The following is a 16,656-nucleotide window of genomic DNA, read 5'->3' on the forward strand; positions in this document are numbered from 1 at the left end:
AGGCGGCCCTAATGTAGAAAGCGGTTGCTACGCGGGCCGTGTTTCGGTCGCGCGGGCAGTGCTGGTCGAAACTTTCGAGGGCCCTCGGGCGGGCCGGGGAGGCGGGCTCTCATGGTCCGTACGGGAAGCGTGACCGGGCCGACGCTGGCGGTCGTCGCCCGCGAGGCGGGGGTCTCCGTGCCGACCGCGTCGAAGGTGGTCAACGGCCGGGAGGACGTGGCACCGGAGACGCGTCGCCGGGTCACCGAGGCGCTCGACCGGCTCGGTTACGTCCGCAGACCCCGCTTCGAGACGACCAAGCCGCCGGGGCTGGTCGACCTCGTGGTGCACTCGCTGGAGAGCCCCTGGTCGGGCGCGGTGCTGCACGGCGTGGAGGGGGCGGCGCACGACGCGGGCCTGGAGGTGGTGGTCTCGGCGGCGCTGACCCGGGCCAGGGGCGAGCGCCCGGAGCGCGGCTGGCTGGACAAGCTCACCACGCGCGGCTCGGCGGGCGTGCTGTTCCACCTCGCCGAGCTCACCCCGTCCCAGTACGCCTGGCTCGACCAGCACCGCATCCCGTTCGTGATGATCGACCCGGTCCTCGAACCGCCGCCCGGCGTGGTGTCGGTGGGGGCGACCGACTGGCGGGGCGGAGTGACGGCGACGGAGCACCTGCTCTCCCTCGGCCACCGGCGCATTGCCGTCATCGGCGGCTACCGCCGCAAGATGTGCAGCAGCGCCCGGGTCGCCGGCTACCGCTCGGCCCTCGCGTCGGCCGGCATCGGACACCGTCCCGAGTACGTCCGTTACGGCGGCTTCGACGAGTCCGGCGCCCGCCGCCGCATGCGGGAACTCCTCGACCTCCCCGAACCGCCCACCGCCGTCTTCGTCTGCTCGGACGAGATGGCTCTCGGCGCCTGCCAGGCCGTGCACGAAAGGAGGTTGAGCGTTCCGGAGGACATCAGCGTGGTCGGTTTCGACGACCTCCCCGAGTCCCGCTGGGCCACCCCGGCCCTCACCACCGTGCGCCGGCCGCTCTCCGAGATGGCCGCGACGGCACTGCGCCTGCTCGTCCGCATGATGGCGGGCGACCAGCCGGAGGGCACCCGTACGGAACTGTCGACACGCCTGGTGGAGCGGTCGAGCACGGGCCGGGCACCGACCGACTAGCGCGCCGCCGCCCAGCTGATGCCGCCGAACAGATGCGCCCGGAAGTCCGGGTCCTCGTACGCCGCCGAGGCGTGCCCGAGCGCGGTGTAGAAGACCCTGCCCGCGCCCTGCTCCCGGCACCACACGAGGGGATGGTCCCGGCCCATGCCGCCCCCTTCGTACGAGGATTCGTCGGCGGCGGCGAGGACGCGCACCGCACCACGGGGACTGGCCCGGAAGTCGTACCACTCGTCCGTGAACTCCCAGACGGGCGGGAGGTGTTGTGTCGCCGGGTGGCCGTGGTCCTCGACGACGGCCTTGCCCGGCTGGTACTCCGGATGCCGGTCGAAGCGCGCGCCGAGCAGTTCGCCGTAGTACGGCCAGTCGTACTCGGTGCAGGCGGCCGCGTGCACCCCGACGAACCCGCCGCCGGTCTCGACGTACGCCGCGAGCCGGGTCCGTCCCGCCGGGGTCAGGACGTCCCCGCTGGTGGAGAGGAAGACGACCGCCGCGTACGGGTCGAGGGGTGTCTCGAACGCGCCCGGGTCCTCGGTGGCGTCGACGGCGAACCCGTGCGTCGCGCCGAGGGAGCGTACGGCGGTGACGGCGGCCGGGAGGGAGTCGTGGCGGTAGTCGGTGGTGCGGGTGTAGACGAGGACGCGGGTGGTCATGGGCGCGAGCGTCTCTGATTAGCTGAGCGATCCTATGCCAGACATGGTGTCCGGCATGGGTTCTGCCCATCGTGGAGGGGTGGCGTGGGTGTGCAGGTGGAATCCTGCGCCCAGTGCTGCTCCTCGCGGCCGGTGACCGGTGATGGGTGTGCCGATCGTCGTCACGCCCTGGTGCCGGTGGGCTGCGCGGGGCAGCCGGGTCCGGTCCGTGTGAGCGTGTCCCTCCGGACGCCGGCCCGCCGGACCCGAGGGCCTGGGGGGGGGAGGGTGTCCGGCGTCGCCCGGGCGTCGGACGTGTGGAACGCGGCCGGGTGGGTCCGGTCTTCGACCGGTCCCGGCTCGCCTTCGGCGCGGGCGTGATGACCGCGCCCGCTTCGAGCTTGTCGATCACCGTACGGATGACCATGGTCCCGTCGGCGCGGTCGACGACGGTTTTGGTCATGGGGGTCCCCCCGCTCGAGCGAAGCCGAGAGTGGGGGAGGATGAGGCCGCGAGCGGCGATGCGTTGCCAGGCGCCCGTGTCGCGGTCGCCCTGCCGGCCGCAGGAGGAGCAGAGGGCCCATTTCCAGCCGGGTGTGGTGGGCCGGTCGGGGGCCTTACGGTGGCGCAGCGGGACCAGGCACTGGGGGCAGTGTTTCGAGGTGTTCCGGGCCGGGACGGTGACCACGGCGATTGCGGTCTCGGCGGCCAGGTGCCGCATGCGGTCCACGATCCGGCCGCGCACCGTCCGGGACAGCCGGGTGTTGATGGTGCGGCCCATGCCGCGGGCTTCCATCGGGCGCAGGTCCTCGACGTAGATGACGCTTGCCCCGGCGGCGATGGCCTGGTCGACGGCCCAGCGGGCGGCAGCCCGGGCCAGCGCGTCGTCGAGGTTCGACCGGCGCGCCGACACGTGCCGGATCTCGTCGTCCAGGACCGCATGCTTGCCGGTCAGGCGGCGGGAGTCGGTCCCGCCGGTGAGCCGGTGGATGGGGGTCCCCCCGCGCGAGCGAAGCCGAGCGTGGGGGAGGTCGGTCTTGGTGTGCAGGTGCTCGGACAGGCGGCGCAGCCGGTGCTGTTTCGCCAGGACCCCGGCAGCACGGAACATGCCACCACTGCCGAGGGCGGTGATGGTGCCGTCGTCGTGGAGCCGGGCGGACCCGGCGGACAGCAGGGTGTTCAGCCCCCAGTCCACACCCAGCGCGACCGTGTGCCCGGCCCGCCGCGTCTTCGGGACGGCGTGGGTGTAGGCGAGATCGGCCCACACCCTGCCCCGGTGAACGCGCAAGGTGGGCAGATGCACCACGGCGCTCGCGGGGACCGTCGGTGGCAGCGCAACCGGGCAGGCCACCCAGGTCCGGTCCGCGTAGGACCGCGGATCAGGCCGGGTGGGCAGTTGCAGGCGCAGCAGTGCCCGGCCCGGGTCGTCGGCGCGTGCGAGGGTGGCCTGCTGCCCGTCACAGACGTACAGCAGCAGCATCCGCGCGATCCGGGGCGCGGCCTCCGCCTCGAACACGTCGACCGGAATCCGGCCGTGCTTCGTGACGAACGCGGCGATCTGCCGGGTCCGGGAGGTGATGACACCGGACGGCAGCGACCGCCCGCCGGGCACCGCCTCACGCACCGCCTCCCACTCCGCAGCGGTGCGCTTCGCGGGGTCGGCGGGCCAGGTCGCAAGCACGCCGGCGGTCAGGCCGGCACGCCATTTCGCCGAGCGCAGCGTGCGCCCCGCAATCTCCTGGGCCATCCGCACGATCCGGTCATTGACACGGACACCCCCGGCCGGACCAACGGTCCAGCCCAGGCGACGCAGCGCCATCCACGCATTCGACGGCAGCGCGCGGCCCCCGGCATCCTCACCACCGGCCAGCAGGTCCACATCGGCGGCATTCCAGTGATCGGCCAGTGATCGGCCAGCAGGGCGGCGACCATGCCGGACACCAGGTCGGCCGCCCAGCGCACCCGCTCCACCAGCACACCGCCGGACAGGAACTCGCCTGTCCTCTCGTCGACGGCAGCGCGCAGCAGGCCACGGGCACAGGCGACGCGGGCAGCCTCGCCCACGGCGAGCGACAGCTTCCGGCTCACCACCGCCTCCTCCCACCGCCCATCATGCTGTCATCCGATCAACGACATCCCATCGAAAAGGTCACGCACTCGATCCTCGCACCCGCATACGACACTGGCATCGGGCGCACGGCACAGACCAGGAGGCGACGAATCACTACGGATGCCTAAGGAAATACGCGAGCTATGCGGGCGGTGGAGTACGTCCCAAGGCTGGACCCGCTTCGAAAATTTCGGAGTTCGTCCCTGGCCGGGAGGGGGAAGTCGCCCGTCCGGTGGGTCACTTGGCGACGATGAAGACGCCGACGGAGAGGAAGGCCGCGGCCGCGAACGCCATGAGCAGCGCCGGTCCCGTCATGTGCCGCCACATCCGCACCCTGGCCTGCTGCGGGTTGTACGCCGGATAGATCACGGGCACGGTCACCCCGGTGGCCAGCCCCATGCCCGTTCCGCGCATCCGGGGCTTGAACTCCACTCGGTGGCCCCGGTGGTCCAGGAACGCGATGACCGGTACCCATTCCGGCCCGTCGTCACTGCTGACCCGGACGTTGTCGACCACGGTCCCGTGGGTGTGGAGCCCGTGACGGCGCAAACGGCGCATCCGGACGGCTTCCGAGAGCGCGCAGCCGAGGAGGGACACGCCGACTCCGCCGCACAGGAGGCCCCAGAGTATGCCTGACATGCCTTCGCCGCCTTCCGCCTCGGGCCGCCCCGGACCCGTCACTGTCGTCAGCCTGATCTGCCCCGGCCCCAGGAGACGCGTCCCGTCCCGGGTTTGGTTGCCGTGGTTGGTTTGATCGTCGTCATGGGGTTGGTTGCCGTCGTTCCGCCTCTCCCAGGGTGGGACCGCTGTCCGATTCCTCAAAGACCCGGTCCCCACCGTCCACACCAACCGGCAGTCCCTCAACTCCGAGATCCTCCAGGTCACCCTCGCCCCTCCCAGAGCGGAAGCCGGATCGCCCGGCGTCTCACGGCCTTGGCGCACCCTGGCAGGACGCGGTTCCACACGACCACGCCCGGCAGCCGAGACGCGCGCTCCACGTACAGATCCGTCAGGGTCACCCTTTTTTCCTCATATGAGTATGCTGAATGAACCATCTCTGCCACCTTCTTCTGTGCCGGGCCACCGTGTACGCAGTCGGGCCGGTGAGCTCTGACCCTGTGGCGTCGAGCATGTCCAGGACCTCGAAGCCGGCGCCCTCCGCGTAGCGCTCCAGCTCGCGGGGGAACAGGACGCGCCTGCGGATCTCGTCTCGGGCCTCTTCGCCACAGGGGAACACCCAGTGCCGGTGCATGGTGTTGATCTGGGTGCGCAGGTGCCACTCATGGCGGATGGTGACCGCCGCGGGTCCCCGAGGGGTGTCCACCGTGGCGACGGTCGACTCGGTCCGGCTGATCGGGGCGACGGGGGAGCACAGCACGAGCAGCGCGCCCGGCCTGGCGTGGGCTGCGAAGGTGGCGAAGACCTGGCCGACCTCCTTGTTGCCGTGCACGTAAGCGAGGCTGTTGCCCATACAGGTGACTACGTCCATGCGCTTGCCGAGTCGTACGGTGCGCATGTCCCCGGTGCGGATGTCCAGCCCTGGCCGGGCCTGGTGGGCGTAGTCGACCATGCCGGGCTGGAGGTCCACGCCGATGCACTCGAAGCGCTTGGCAAGGATCTCCAGATCCCGGCCGGTACCGCATCCGAAATCGACCAGAGTCCGAGCGTCCGGCCTGTGCGATTCGATCAGGGTCTGGCACAACTCGACGCTCGCGCTGTCGGACTGGACCACGTCGTAAAGCGCCGGGTCCCGATAGAGGAGGTTCGTGGCTTCCACGTGCTCGGCTTCCGTGTTGGGGCTGGTCAGATGAGACTTCGCAGTCCGACCTCCAGGGCGAGCACATCGCACAGCAGGTCAGGGACGACCAAGGCGGCGTCGGCATCCTTGCGTGCCTGGGCGAGAGCTTTCCCGTCAACGTAGCCGAGATCCACCAGGACTGATTCCTTCAGCATGCCGTCCAGCACGGGCAGGCCGTAGGAACGCAGCCCTTCCTCCAGGACGGCCAGGAAGTTCTCCGGCTCGGCCGGCGCGGCCACCCAATCGGGCAGGCCCGCCCGCCGGATCCGCTCGCGGAACAGCGCCTTGCCGCGCTTGTGCTCGTGCGATAGCTGCTCCATGAACCGCACGATCCGCGGGTGCGCGAGTGGGCTCACCGGCCAGATTCCGGCCCGGAGGAATCCGGGGTTGTGCATCCCGAACGCCATCAGGGTCGGTACGGGCAGTACCGGGATGGGGGCCATGTGCTCGTTCACCTCGGCGAGCGCTCGGACTGCCCTGTTGCCGAGCCACGGCACGGGTTTCGGCGTCGGCAGTTCGGCCTGTGTCCTGGAGTGGTGGGCGTTGATTTCGTCCCCGCCGCTGCCTGTGAACATGGCCTCGCACCGCCGGGCGGCTGCCTGCTCGCGTACGACATCGAACGCCTCCTGGTAGAAGGCTCCCGCCGGATCGTGCGGCTTGCACAGATCGCGCACGCCTCCGGGGCAGAAGGGTGGGTGCTGCATGGCGGGGGTGGCCGTGTCTCGGAAGCCGCAGTGCTCCACAAGAGCCCGACGCCGCTCGCGCTGCTGCCTGCCGGTGCTCCCTCCCACCAGCAGGCCGAAGCTGTACACCTCGGGGAAGCGGGCTGCTTTCACGGCCAGGGCGACGTTCCCGGAGTCCGCTCCGCCGGACAGCTCAACACCCACACATCCGGTTGCCGTCGGCGCCTGGCGGATCACGTCGGTCAGCAACTCGTCCAGAGCCATGAGTGGATCAACGCCGGGCCGCAGCGTACGTGGCTCAAGTACGTGTTCGGCGGGCTCGGGGTAATGGATGCTGAGTCCCGAGGGGGTGAACGTGGCCGCTGCCCGTTCGGTGAGGCGGTAGACGCCTTCGAAGAGCGTCTCGGACGTGTAGCGGTGCTGCCGCGTCAGCGTGCGAGCGACAACGCGCGGCACCAGGCGGTCGGCCTGCATATACGGTCGCAGTAGTGTCAGGTCCCAAGAGGCGTGCAGCTCGTCGGCCTTCTCTGTCAGATAGAGCGGGGCTGTGCCGAAGACACCCGCCGCCAGGCGGGCTTGTCCAGGCTCCATGGTGAGTGCGACGAAGTCGGCCTCGTCCCGCTTGCTCTCCTTCACGCGGACCCGTACGCGCGGCGCTTGGTCGTCGTTGACCTCCATGACCAGAGTGGACACGTTCGCGGGCTCGATCCAGCTCTCGCCGTTGATCCAACGGCCGCCCTGTGATCTCCACTTGGGCTCCTGGAGATCGGACAGGCGCAGACGCATCGACAGCATGTCATCCCTTTCCGATGTCGTGCGGCGGGGCGGGGCCGCAAATGGCCCCGCCCCGCCTGGCGTCAGCCCTGGATCACTTGCTGCAGTGGTCGCCGTTGTTGTCGCCACCGCCCGGCATCTTGTCGAGCAGCGCGGCCTCGACGGCCGGGACGCCGGTGATCAGGTCGCCGGTGAACAGCTCGTCCACGTTCATCGTTTTCTCCCTTACGGTTTTCAGTGGACTCCGCGGCGGATGCCGCGGAGTTGGACCCGTCCGGCTGCCGGACCCTTGCGAAGAAGGCAGCCGGACGGGGTGCCCACCGCTTCCGGCGGCGGGCCCTCCCTCGTCACAGGTGGGGAGCCTGGATGCGTGACGGAGAGGAGTCAGGTGGGTATGGATGCGGCGGCCACGTCCAGGACGACGCCGACCGATCCCGAGATGGTGATGATCAGGAGCGGTCCGGCGTAGCGGCCGACGACTGCGGCCAACCGGTTCACAGCCGCTCTCCACGGCTGCGCTCGTTGACCTCGCGTACTGCGGCGCTCAGCCTCGCCGCCCCGTCCTCAGGCATGGCACCACGGTGCTGCGGGCAGCGACACGGCGAGAACCGATGCGAACCCGGCGGCAGGTCCGCGCCCTCGTAGGTGTCGATCCTCAACACCCCGTCCATGCCCCGCTCCTCAGTCATCCGGGCCAGACGGGCCCGCGCTTCGCTTCTCATCCCTCAGCCCTTCAGACGACGGCTGCGGCGAGGTCTCGCCGTTCCCTGCTGCCTCTACGCAACCGCACGACCACGCACAGCGGTACCGTTGCCGCAGCACCAGGACTTGAAAGCCTTGAAAGTTCGCAAGGGCACGGGGAGTTGAAGGCATGGCCAAGCGTGAACCGAACGTGGCGCTCGGGCGCCTGCTCGCCGAAAGCCGCTGGACCCACCGCCAGTTCGCGCGGGCCGTGAACCGCGTCGGCACCGAGACCGGAATCCCCCTGCGCTACGACGAGTCAGCGGTGAGCCACTGGCTCGGAGGCACCGTCCCCCGCAGTGCGGTGCGTACGTGCATCCTCGAAGCCCTCTCCCGCCGCCTCGGCCGCCCCGTCACCCATGCCGAAGCCAGGCTGCCCGTTCCACGCGATCGCTCCTCCGCGGCTCCCGATACGGTGGAAGGGGTGATCGATCTGGGGAGGCTGGATATGGACCCGTCCCGCCGCAGCGTCCTGCGTGCCGGCCTGTTCTCCGTGGCCGTCACCATTCCCGGCTGGCCTGATGTGGTCGGGCGTGCCGATGCCATCCAGTCCGGCCGCACGACACGCATCGGCATGAACGAAGTGAACATGGTCATTGCCATGACCGAGCGTGTCTCGGAACTGGACGACGAGTTCGGCGGCCGTCACGCACGCCCGATGGCGGCCTCGTTCATGGTCAATACTGTGGCCTCCTACCTGCGCGCCGATGCACCCGAGGACGTACGCAGAGCGATGCTGTCCGCCGCCTCGGACCTGCTGTACCTGACCGGCTACATGGCCGTGGACGAAGGGCTGCACGGTCTGGCGCAGCGCTACTACGTCAAGGCCCTGGAGCTTGCGGGCGCGGCCGAGGACCACCTGACGTACTGCACCACCCTGCGGGGCATGAGCGTCCAGGCAGTCGACCTCCGCCACGGGGCGAAGGCCATGGAGCTGGCCGACGCCGCTGCCGCCGCCTCCCCGAAAGCCGGTCCCCGGATGCTCGCCTTCCTCGTCGGCCAGCAGGCGCACGCCGCCGCACAGACCGGCGACCGTACGGGCGCGCTGCGCCACATCCGGGAGGCCGAGGCAGCCATGGACCGTGCCGAGTCACGCGGCAAGGCGTTCGGCTCGTACGACCCCTCTTCACTCAACTACCACATCAGCCAAGTACGTTACGAACTCGGTGACAAGGCCGGAGCCGCCGAAGCCATGCAACAAGCGGACCGGCTCCGTCCCAGCGTGTACCAGCGCACACGAGTACACCGTCGTGGCCTGCTGGCAGAGCGGCAGCTGGAACTCGGCCATCTGGAAGCGGCCTGCGCCACCTGGCACCAGGCCCTCGACGACTACCCCAAGGTGCAGTCCGGCCGCGCCGACGACCGCGTGAAGACGATGTTCGGTCTCTTGCGCCCTCATCTGAAGAACGCAACGGCGCTCGACCTCTACGACCGAGCACGGACGATCGCACCACCGTCGCTCGTCGCCTGATCCCCCGCGCACCTTCAAACTCAGCCACAGAACGTCAGCCACATGCGATCAGCCATCTCACTCGCCTTCGCGCAGAAGCGTGTCGGCATCTCATAGATCGGTAGCTCCGAGAGAGAGGAATGGCAGTTGTGGACCAGGACCGACGTGATGCCTGCCTAGCGCCGGCCAGCACACAGTAGCTGCGCAGGTCGAATCCATGACCGAGGCTAGGGCTGGGGTTGAGCGCGCAGTCCCCCGCGTGCCCCTTCCAAGCCGCTCCCCTCCGGTTACGGCGTGCTACCCCTCCGGACAGTGGTCGTCGCCCTTGTTCTTGCGGGGGTGGTGGGGGCTGCGTACGTGGGTGCGCAGGCGGGAGGTCACGTCCTCCGGGGGGAGGAAGCGGGACCAGCGCTCCGGGAACTCGGAGGGCATGTCCGGGTCGTCGGGGTCGGGGTCGGCGGCGCGGGAGGCGGCGGCGCGGGCGACGTACTCGGCGGCCTGCTCCTGCCGCAGACGCTCGTTCGCGGCGCGGGCCGCGGCGGTGGCGGCGGCCGGCCAGACCCGGTCGATGGCGGCGTTGACGGCGGCGCCGACCAGGACGGCGAACGCGGACACGCCGATCCACAGGAGGACGGCCACGGGGGCGGCGAGCGAGCCGTAGATCGTCGGGCCCTCGACCGTGCTGGTCAGGTAGATGCGGAGCAGGAAGCTGCCGAGAACCCACATGGCGAGGGCGACCAGGGCGCCGGGCACGTCCTCCACCCAGGGTGAGCGGACCGGCACTGACACGTGGTACAGCGTGGTCAGGAAGACGACCGAGAGCACGATGACGACAGGCCAGTACAGGACCTGCACGAGCGTCGCCGACCACGGCACGATCTGCACCACCGCGTCCGGGCCCGCGACCATCAGCGGCAGCGCGATCGAGCCGATCAGCAGCGCCACGATGAACAGCAGGAACGACATCACCCGGGTCGCCACGATCCCCCGGGTGCCGTCGAGGCCGTACATCACGGTGATGGTGTCGACGAAGACGTTCACCGCGCGCGAGCCCGACCAGAGGGCGAAGAGGAAGCCGAGGGAGATGATGTCGGGCCGGCCGCCCTTCATCACGTCGTGGAGGATCGGTTCGGCGATCTGGTGGACGCCCTTGTCGGTGAGGACGGTGCGGGAGGCCTCCAGGATGTTGGACTCCAGGCTGGCGATCGAGTGCGCGCCGGTCCAGTCGTCCACGTAGCCGAGCAGTCCGATCATGCTCAGCAGCAGGGGCGGCACGGACAGGAGTGTGAAGAAGGCGGCCTCGGCCGCCAGCCCCAGGATCCGGTACTCCATGCAGGAGTTGACGGTGTCCTTGAGCAGCAGCCAGGCGGTCCTGCGCTTCGACACGTTCCTGTACAGCGCGCGAGCGCGGTGAAAGCGGCCCACGGGAGACCGTTCAGGTGTTTCTTTTGCCTGGTGCACGTCCTTACCGTATCCGTATGGCAGCCAGCACCCACACCGTGACCAACCAGGCTCCGCCCCTGGTCGGATATGACGTCTTTGCCGCCGACCGGGCCCTCGTGGAGGCGGTCGAACGGCATCTGGATCCAGAGCTCCTCGACGAGGCGCGGGAGGAGCTGTCCCTGCTCGGGCGTACGACGGGCTCCGCGCAGGCGCAGGAGTGGGGGGTGCTGGCCAACGAGAACCCGCCGAAGCTGCGCACCCACGACCGCTACGGCAACCGCGTCGACGAGGTCGAGTTCCATCCCGCCTGGCACCGGCTGCTCGGCAAGGGCGTGTCGGCGGGGCTGACCTCGGCCTGGAACCGCCCCGGCGGCCACCTCAGGCGCGCGGCCGGTTTCGTCGTCTGGACGCAGGCCGAGGCGGGCCACGGCTGCCCGCTGTCGATGACCCACGCGGCGGTGCCCGCCCTGCGCACCGACCCGGCGCTCGCCGCCCACTGGGAGCCGCTGCTCACCTCCACCGTCTACGACCAGGGGCTGCGGCCCGCCTCCCAGAAGGCCGGTGTGCTCTTCGGGATGGGCATGACGGAGAAGCAGGGCGGCAGTGACGTACGCGCCAACACGACCGAGGCGCGGCCGCTCGCCGAGGACGGGACGTATGAGCTGACAGGGCACAAGTGGTTCTGTTCGGCACCGATGTCGGACGGTTTCCTGGTGCTGGCGCAGGCTCCGGGCGGGCTCACCTGTTTTCTGGTGCCGCGGGTGCTGGAGGACGGGACCCACAACGTGTTCCGCATCCAGCGGCTCAAGGACAAGCTCGGCAACAAATCGAACGCGTCCGGCGAGGTCGAGTTCGACGGGACCTGGGCGCGCCGGGTCGGGGACGAGGGGCGCGGGGTGCGCACCATCATCGAGATGGTCGCGGCGACCCGGCTGGACTGTGTGCTCGGGGCCGCCGCCGTCATGCGGCAGGCCGTCGCGCAGGCCGTGCACCACTGCACGTACCGGGAGGCCTTCGGCGGCAAGCTGATCGACAAGCCGCTGATGCGCAATGTGCTGGCGGACCTGGCGCTGGAGTCGGAGGCGGCGACGACGCTGGCGATGCGCCTGGCGGCGGCGTACGACGACGACGGCGAGGACGAGCGGGCGTTCCTGCGGCTCGCGGTGCCGGCCGCGAAGTACTGGGTGACCAAGCGCTGCACCCCGCTGGCGGTGGAGGCGCTGGAGTGCCTGGGCGGCAACGGGTACGTCGAGGAGTCCGGCATGCCGAGGCTGCTGCGCGAGTCGCCGCTCAACTCGATCTGGGAGGGCGCGGGCAACGTCCAGGCCCTCGATCTGCTGCGCGCGCTCCAGCGGGAGCCGCGGGCGCTGAACGCGTTCCTCAAGGAGGTGGGCCGGGCCCGTGGCGCCGACCACCGGCTGGACGGCGCGATCAAGAACCTGCTGGGCGAGCTCGCCGACCTGGACGGCATCGAGGGCCGCGGGCGCAGGCTCGCGGAGCGTTTCGCGCTGGTGCTGCAGGGCTCGCTGCTCGTCCAGTACGCGCCCCCGGAGGTCGCCGACGCGTTCTGCGCCTCGCGGCTGGGCGGCGACTGGGGCACGGCCTTCGGCACCCTGCCGCACAGTCTGGATCTGGCCACGGTGGTGGAGCGGGCCCGTCCGGTGTCCTGAGCCGATCTCCGCACCGGATGGCGCGGGGGTGGTGCTGCACCGACACGGCACCACCCCCGCTCTCCGGCCCCGTGGTGAGGAGCACGAACGCCGCACGGGCGGCGTTGCTCAAGTCTCCGACCCCGTACGGCTGTTCGCCAGGGTTGCAGGGGGTTGCAACTTTTCCGGCTTCTGTGGCCGGACTGTGTCCCTCCGCCGGCGCCGGGCGGCACTATGAGAACAACAGTCAGTACGGGCTCGGGTGACCGTGGCCGAAAAGGGCCGGGCAGTGGTGCCACCGGAGTCCCGATCCCGTCCGGGGAGGATTCCGTGGCGCACCCGCCGATCGACGTGACACGGCTCGCCGCCCTGGACGCCGCACTGGCGGCCCGCATACTGCGCGAGGTGCGCGACGCCACACTCGCCGGACAGCCCGCGCGCCTCGCGCCCCGGCCGGTGATCGAGGAGTCCTGGAAGCGCATGCTGCGCAGCGGCGTCGACCCCGACCACGACGTCCGGGCCGGGCTGCTGGTCCGCGACGAGGTCGAGCGGCGGCGGCAGACCTCGGAGCTGCGGCACGTCCTGCCGGTACTGCGCGAGGACCTGCTCTCGGTCGCGGACGCGGCCCACCACATCATGGTCGTCGCGGACGCGGAGGGCCGGGTCCTGTGGCGCGAGGGCAGCGCCCCGGTGCTGCGCAGGGCGGACGGGTTCGGGCTGGAGCTCGGCGCGGACTGGCGCGAGGGCGTCGTCGGCACCAACGGCGTGGGCACCACGCTGGTCGCCCGCCGCCCCGTCCAGGTCTTCTCCGCCGAGCACTTCGTGCGCACCCACCACTCGTGGACGTGCACCGGCGCCCCGATCACCGACCCGCGCGACGGCGGGCTGCTCGGCGTCGTGGACGTGAGCGGGGCGCTGGACACCCTGCACCCGGCCACGCTCGCCCTGGTCGGCTCGGTGGCCAAGCTGGCCGAGGCACGGCTGCGCGAGCTGCACCTGACCTCGCTGGAGGGGCTGCGCGCGGTGGCAGCGCCGGCCCTTGCCCGGCTCGGCGGGCGCGCCCTCGCCGTGGACCGGGACGGCTGGACCGCCGCGGTCACCGGGATGCCGTACACCAACCGGCTCGCGCTGCCCAAGGCGCTCGCCCCCGGGCGGAGTTGGCTGCCGACGCTGGGGCTGTGCGAGGTGGAGCCGCTGCCCGGCGGCTGGCTGATCCGGGCCGCCGAGGAGCCGGGACCCCGACGGGCCACCCGGATCGTCCTGGACCTGGGGCACCCGCGCCGCTGGTCGGTGACCGTCGCGTCGGACGCGGGCTCCTGGTGTCACGAGCTGAGCCCCCGGCACGCCGAGTTGCTCTATCTGCTGGCCGTGCGCCCCGCCGGTCGCGGCGCCGCGGGCCTCGCCGACGACCTGTTCGACGACCCCTGCCGTACGGTGACGGTCCGGGCCGAGATGTCGCGCGTACGGCGGTATCTCGGGGCGTTCCTCGAACACCGGCCGTATCGTTTCTGCGAGGACGCCGAGGTCGAGTTGATCCTCCCCGAGGACCCGCGGAAGCTGCTCCCGCACTCGACGGCGCCCGCGGTGCGCAGGGCGCGTGTCTCCGGCACCCCTTGTACGGCGACACATACCGCACCGACCCCAGCAGGACCGGACATACCCCCCGAGAAGGCCTGACGTGGCCCTCAAGCGGCCTGAAATATCCCCCAAACGCCGCCAGGAGCGTATTTCGAGACCGTCTTCAGGAGTCCTCGACCGGACGCGTGGCTCTCTGACGTAGCATCCCCTCACAGGCCACCCCACCTGTCTCTCCGTCAACGTTCTGATCATGAGAGGCAGTTGGCCTTCCTCGGGAGGACGCATGAAGCACCGCGGCAGGCACCGTCGTAAGCGGAGGGGACAGGCGCTGCGCGCCACCCTGGCCGGAACCGCCCTCGCGCTCACCGCGGCCGCCACGCTGATCAGCACCTCCCAGGCCACCGGCAGCAACGGTCCGGGCGCGCTGACCCCGCTCACCTCCGCCTCCGAGATCGGCCGGCTGCGGCTGCACGAGAACCTGGTCCCCGAGGACACCCTCACCACCCTCACCAGGAACATGGGCGGGAACGTCGGTGTCACCGGCGTCCTGGCGAGCGCCGACCACACGATGCGCGACGCGGCCGACTGCACCGGCACCGAGCGGGCCGCGCTGCCCCTCGAACCGGTCGCCACCCGCGCGTACTGCTGGGCCGGCGACGACGCGCGGACCCGGCAGTGGCAGCCCGCTTCCGTCACCACCTCCGGCGACGCCGACGACGACGGTCAGTGGGGCGGGCAGCGGGTCATCCTCGCGGGCTGGACGCACGACGACCGGACGGCGGACGCGACGGCCGGCGACCAGGACCTGGCCCGGGTCGCCTTCATCGACGCCTCCGACCCGGCGGCCCTCACCTACCGCTGGGTGCTGCTCGTCGCCCCGCGCGACGGCGGCAAGGGCTTCGACGCGGTCCGCTCCGGGATGGGCGGCATGGTCTGGTACCAGGACAAGCTGATCGTCACCGCGCGCAACGGCGCGGGCCAGGACGACGCCCTGCTCGTCTTCGACCTGCAGCGCATCCTGAAGACCGGCGTGAACAGCGCGGCGATCGGCAAGGTGCGCGGCGGCTACTCCGCGCACGGCTACCAGTACGTGCTGCCGTCCGTCGGCTCGTACAGCCCCGAGGGCGGCACCTGCGGCTCGGACGACGCGATGGCGGCCCCCTGTTTCGGCTCGCTCTCCCTGGACCGCACCTCGGTGCCGGACAGCCTGGTCGCCACCGAGGCGGTGCCCGCCGACGGCGCGGACCGCACCCGGGTCTGGCGGTACTCGTACAGCGGCGCCGACGGCCGCACGGGTCTGCTCGACAGCGACTCCCTGGGCCGCGTCGACGCGCGCGAGGCCTATACGACCAAGGCCGCCGGGCTCTCGGGCGTGCTGTCGCACACGCCCGCCGGTGCGCGCAAGGCCGACTGGTACGTCGGCCACGCCCCCGACAGCGGCGGCAGACACGGCACCCTGTGGCGCCAGAGCGGCAGCGACGCCGAGGCGGTGCAGTGCACCGGGGACCAGTCCTACGCCTGCTGGGGCCAGCACACCGCCTCCCTGTCCTACTGGCAGGAGACGGGCGAACTGTGGACGCTGAGCGGCTCGGGCACGGACACGACGCCGGAGCGGGTGCTGTACGCGGTGCCGCTGGCGGCGGTGGACAGGTCGCTGGGCTGACCGGGGCTCCGCCCCGGCCCCCGGGTGGGTTCTTCGGGCGCGGGTGACTGGGGGGCTGTCCGCTTTGGAGGGCGGCGCGGCGCCGTGGTTCCCTGGCCCTCATGAGCAACGTCACTGTGACCACCTGGTCCCTGGAGCAGACGGCCCCGGCCGACCTGCTCCCCGCGATGGCGCCCGACGGAGACGTCCGGATCACGCGCTCCGAGGTCCCCTCGCCCGAGTTCAGCCGCTTCCTGTACGCCTCCGTGGGCGGCGACATCCGCTGGACCGACCGACTCGGCTGGACGTACGCACAGTGGCAGCAGACCCTGGAGCGGCCGGGCGTGGAGACCTGGGTCGCCTACGACCGGGGGACGCCCGCGGGCTATGTCGAGCTGGACCCGCAGGACGACGGTGTCGTGGAGGTCATGTACTTCGGGCTGATCCCCGCCTTCCGGGGCCGCCGGATCGGCGGCCATCTGCTCTCGTACGGGGTCGCGCGGGCCTGGGACCTGGCGGAGCGCTGGCCGGGGCGGGCCGAGACGAAGCGTGTCTGGTTGCACACCTGCAGCAAGGACGGGGAGCACGCGATGGACAACTACCAGCGCCGCGGCTTCACTCTCTTCGACACCAAGGTGGAGGAGGAGCCCGAGGTGGCCACGCCGGGGCCCTGGCCCGGGGCCGCCCGGACGGTCTGACCGCCCGGCGGCCGGTCGCAACAACGGAGACTGCCCCGTCATGTGACCGACAACACCCTTGTTCCACCATTCGAGACCAGTGTGTCCACATGATGGACGACGGTGGACTGGCCCGAGATCCCCGTGACACGCTTCCGTCATGTCTGGAACTGGGATTGCCTTGGTGAGTCGGCGGCACGTCGACCTCGGCCGCATGTCCAGCGCCATCTGTCCGGCGAGCTGACAGCCGCGGCCCAGCCGACATTCCCCCCTTTGTCTCCCTTTGCGCAATGTCGCGCGCGTACTTTCGTATGCGCCCATATGTGCAGATGA

Annotated in this window: 14 protein-coding genes and 1 pseudogene; 8 read left to right on the forward strand and 7 right to left on the reverse strand. The window is 70.9% G+C overall.

Features of this window, described 5'->3' with window-relative positions:
* Window positions 1-111: 111 nt before the first annotated feature.
* Window positions 112-1,149 (forward strand): LacI family DNA-binding transcriptional regulator, encoded by a 1,038-nt coding sequence (locus RV986_RS12495; RefSeq protein ID WP_475917453.1) that lies wholly within the window; start codon window positions 112-114, stop codon window positions 1,147-1,149.
* Here RV986_RS12495 and RV986_RS12500 read toward each other — a convergent pair.
* Together RV986_RS12500 and RV986_RS12505 are read right to left on the reverse strand one after the other, a co-directional pair.
* A complete protein-coding gene (locus RV986_RS12500; RefSeq protein ID WP_475917454.1) occupies window positions 1,146-1,799 on the reverse strand; it encodes a ThuA domain-containing protein in 654 nt (217 codons plus the stop codon). The two genes, RV986_RS12495 and RV986_RS12500, sit on opposite strands and share 4 nt — an antisense overlap.
* Window positions 1,800-2,370: 571 nt before the next feature.
* Window positions 2,371-3,258: pseudogene (locus RV986_RS12505) on the reverse strand (nuclease/transposase family protein); the annotation flags it as partial.
* Here RV986_RS12505 and RV986_RS12510 point away from each other — a divergent pair.
* Window positions 3,175-3,687, forward strand: coding sequence for a hypothetical protein (locus RV986_RS12510; RefSeq protein ID WP_475917455.1), 513 nt, complete (start codon window positions 3,175-3,177; stop codon window positions 3,685-3,687). The pseudogene RV986_RS12505 and the gene RV986_RS12510 overlap by 84 nt on opposite strands.
* Before the next feature lie 438 nt (window positions 3,688-4,125).
* Here RV986_RS12510 and RV986_RS12515 read toward each other — a convergent pair whose 3' ends face one another.
* The 4 genes from RV986_RS12515 to RV986_RS12530 all read right to left on the reverse strand — a co-directional run bounded on the left by RV986_RS12515 (window position 4,126) and on the right by RV986_RS12530 (window position 7,814).
* Window positions 4,126-4,527: a DUF3592 domain-containing protein gene (locus tag RV986_RS12515; protein WP_475917456.1), complete on the reverse strand. Its 402-nt coding sequence runs from the start codon at window positions 4,525-4,527 to the stop codon at window positions 4,126-4,128.
* A 376-nt stretch (window positions 4,528-4,903) separates the two neighbouring features.
* Complete coding sequence (locus tag RV986_RS12520; protein WP_475917457.1) at window positions 4,904-5,665, reverse strand: class I SAM-dependent methyltransferase; 762 nt, start codon at window positions 5,663-5,665, stop codon at window positions 4,904-4,906.
* Between the two features lie 26 nt (window positions 5,666-5,691).
* Window positions 5,692-7,164 carry an asparagine synthase-related protein gene (locus tag RV986_RS12525; RefSeq protein WP_475917458.1) on the reverse strand — a complete coding sequence of 491 codons (1,473 nt, stop codon included), beginning with the start codon at window positions 7,162-7,164 and terminating at the stop codon, window positions 5,692-5,694.
* Between the two features lie 473 nt (window positions 7,165-7,637).
* Window positions 7,638-7,814, reverse strand: a complete 177-nt coding sequence (locus RV986_RS12530) for a hypothetical protein (RefSeq protein WP_475917459.1) — start codon at window positions 7,812-7,814, stop codon at window positions 7,638-7,640.
* A gap of 200 nt (window positions 7,815-8,014) precedes the next feature.
* Here RV986_RS12530 and RV986_RS12535 point away from each other — a divergent pair, with 200 nt between their 5' ends.
* On the forward strand, window positions 8,015-9,355 hold the full coding sequence (locus RV986_RS12535; protein ID WP_475917460.1) for a tetratricopeptide repeat protein: 1,341 nt from the start codon (window positions 8,015-8,017) through the stop codon (window positions 9,353-9,355).
* Between the two features lie 276 nt (window positions 9,356-9,631).
* Here the strand turns inward: RV986_RS12535 and RV986_RS12540 are convergent, their stop codons facing one another.
* A complete protein-coding gene (locus tag RV986_RS12540; protein WP_475917461.1) occupies window positions 9,632-10,795 on the reverse strand; it encodes a YihY/virulence factor BrkB family protein in 1,164 nt (387 codons plus the stop codon).
* A 17-nt stretch (window positions 10,796-10,812) separates the two neighbouring features.
* Between RV986_RS12540 and RV986_RS12545 the strand changes: the two genes are divergently transcribed.
* The 5 genes from RV986_RS12545 to RV986_RS12565 all read left to right on the forward strand — a co-directional run bounded on the left by RV986_RS12545 (window position 10,813) and on the right by RV986_RS12565 (window position 16,567).
* Complete coding sequence (locus tag RV986_RS12545; RefSeq protein WP_475917462.1) at window positions 10,813-12,447, forward strand: acyl-CoA dehydrogenase family protein; 1,635 nt, start codon at window positions 10,813-10,815, stop codon at window positions 12,445-12,447.
* Between the two features lie 309 nt (window positions 12,448-12,756).
* Window positions 12,757-14,103: a GAF domain-containing protein gene (locus tag RV986_RS12550; protein ID WP_475917463.1), complete on the forward strand. Its 1,347-nt coding sequence runs from the start codon at window positions 12,757-12,759 to the stop codon at window positions 14,101-14,103.
* A 184-nt stretch (window positions 14,104-14,287) separates the two neighbouring features.
* Complete coding sequence (locus RV986_RS12555; protein WP_475917464.1) at window positions 14,288-15,667, forward strand: hypothetical protein; 1,380 nt, start codon at window positions 14,288-14,290, stop codon at window positions 15,665-15,667.
* A gap of 101 nt (window positions 15,668-15,768) precedes the next feature.
* Window positions 15,769-16,344, forward strand: a complete 576-nt coding sequence (locus RV986_RS12560) for a GNAT family N-acetyltransferase (protein WP_475917465.1) — start codon at window positions 15,769-15,771, stop codon at window positions 16,342-16,344.
* A 139-nt stretch (window positions 16,345-16,483) separates the two neighbouring features.
* A complete protein-coding gene (locus tag RV986_RS12565; RefSeq protein ID WP_309486338.1) occupies window positions 16,484-16,567 on the forward strand; it encodes a putative leader peptide in 84 nt (27 codons plus the stop codon).
* Window positions 16,568-16,656: the final 89 nt, after the last annotated feature.

The organism is Streptomyces sp. RLA012, assembly GCF_056270325.1.

Excerpts from the sequence above, each read along its gene's own strand:
- RV986_RS12495 (WP_475917453.1), top strand. The coding sequence starts at position 112 with ATGGTCCGTACGGGAAGCGTGACCGGGCCGACGCTGGCGGTCGTCGCC.
- RV986_RS12500 (WP_475917454.1), bottom strand. The coding sequence starts at position 1,799 with ATGACCACCCGCGTCCTCGTCTACACCCGCACCACCGACTACCGCCAC.
- RV986_RS12515 (WP_475917456.1), bottom strand. The coding sequence starts at position 4,527 with ATGTCAGGCATACTCTGGGGCCTCCTGTGCGGCGGAGTCGGCGTGTCC.
- RV986_RS12525 (WP_475917458.1), bottom strand. The coding sequence starts at position 7,164 with ATGCTGTCGATGCGTCTGCGCCTGTCCGATCTCCAGGAGCCCAAGTGG.
- RV986_RS12530 (WP_475917459.1), bottom strand. The coding sequence starts at position 7,814 with ATGGACGGGGTGTTGAGGATCGACACCTACGAGGGCGCGGACCTGCCG.
- RV986_RS12535 (WP_475917460.1), top strand. The coding sequence starts at position 8,015 with ATGGCCAAGCGTGAACCGAACGTGGCGCTCGGGCGCCTGCTCGCCGAA.
- RV986_RS12545 (WP_475917462.1), top strand. The coding sequence starts at position 10,813 with ATGGCAGCCAGCACCCACACCGTGACCAACCAGGCTCCGCCCCTGGTC.
- RV986_RS12555 (WP_475917464.1), top strand. The coding sequence starts at position 14,288 with ATGAAGCACCGCGGCAGGCACCGTCGTAAGCGGAGGGGACAGGCGCTG.
- RV986_RS12560 (WP_475917465.1), top strand. The coding sequence starts at position 15,769 with ATGAGCAACGTCACTGTGACCACCTGGTCCCTGGAGCAGACGGCCCCG.
- RV986_RS12565 (WP_309486338.1), top strand. The coding sequence starts at position 16,484 with ATGTCTGGAACTGGGATTGCCTTGGTGAGTCGGCGGCACGTCGACCTC.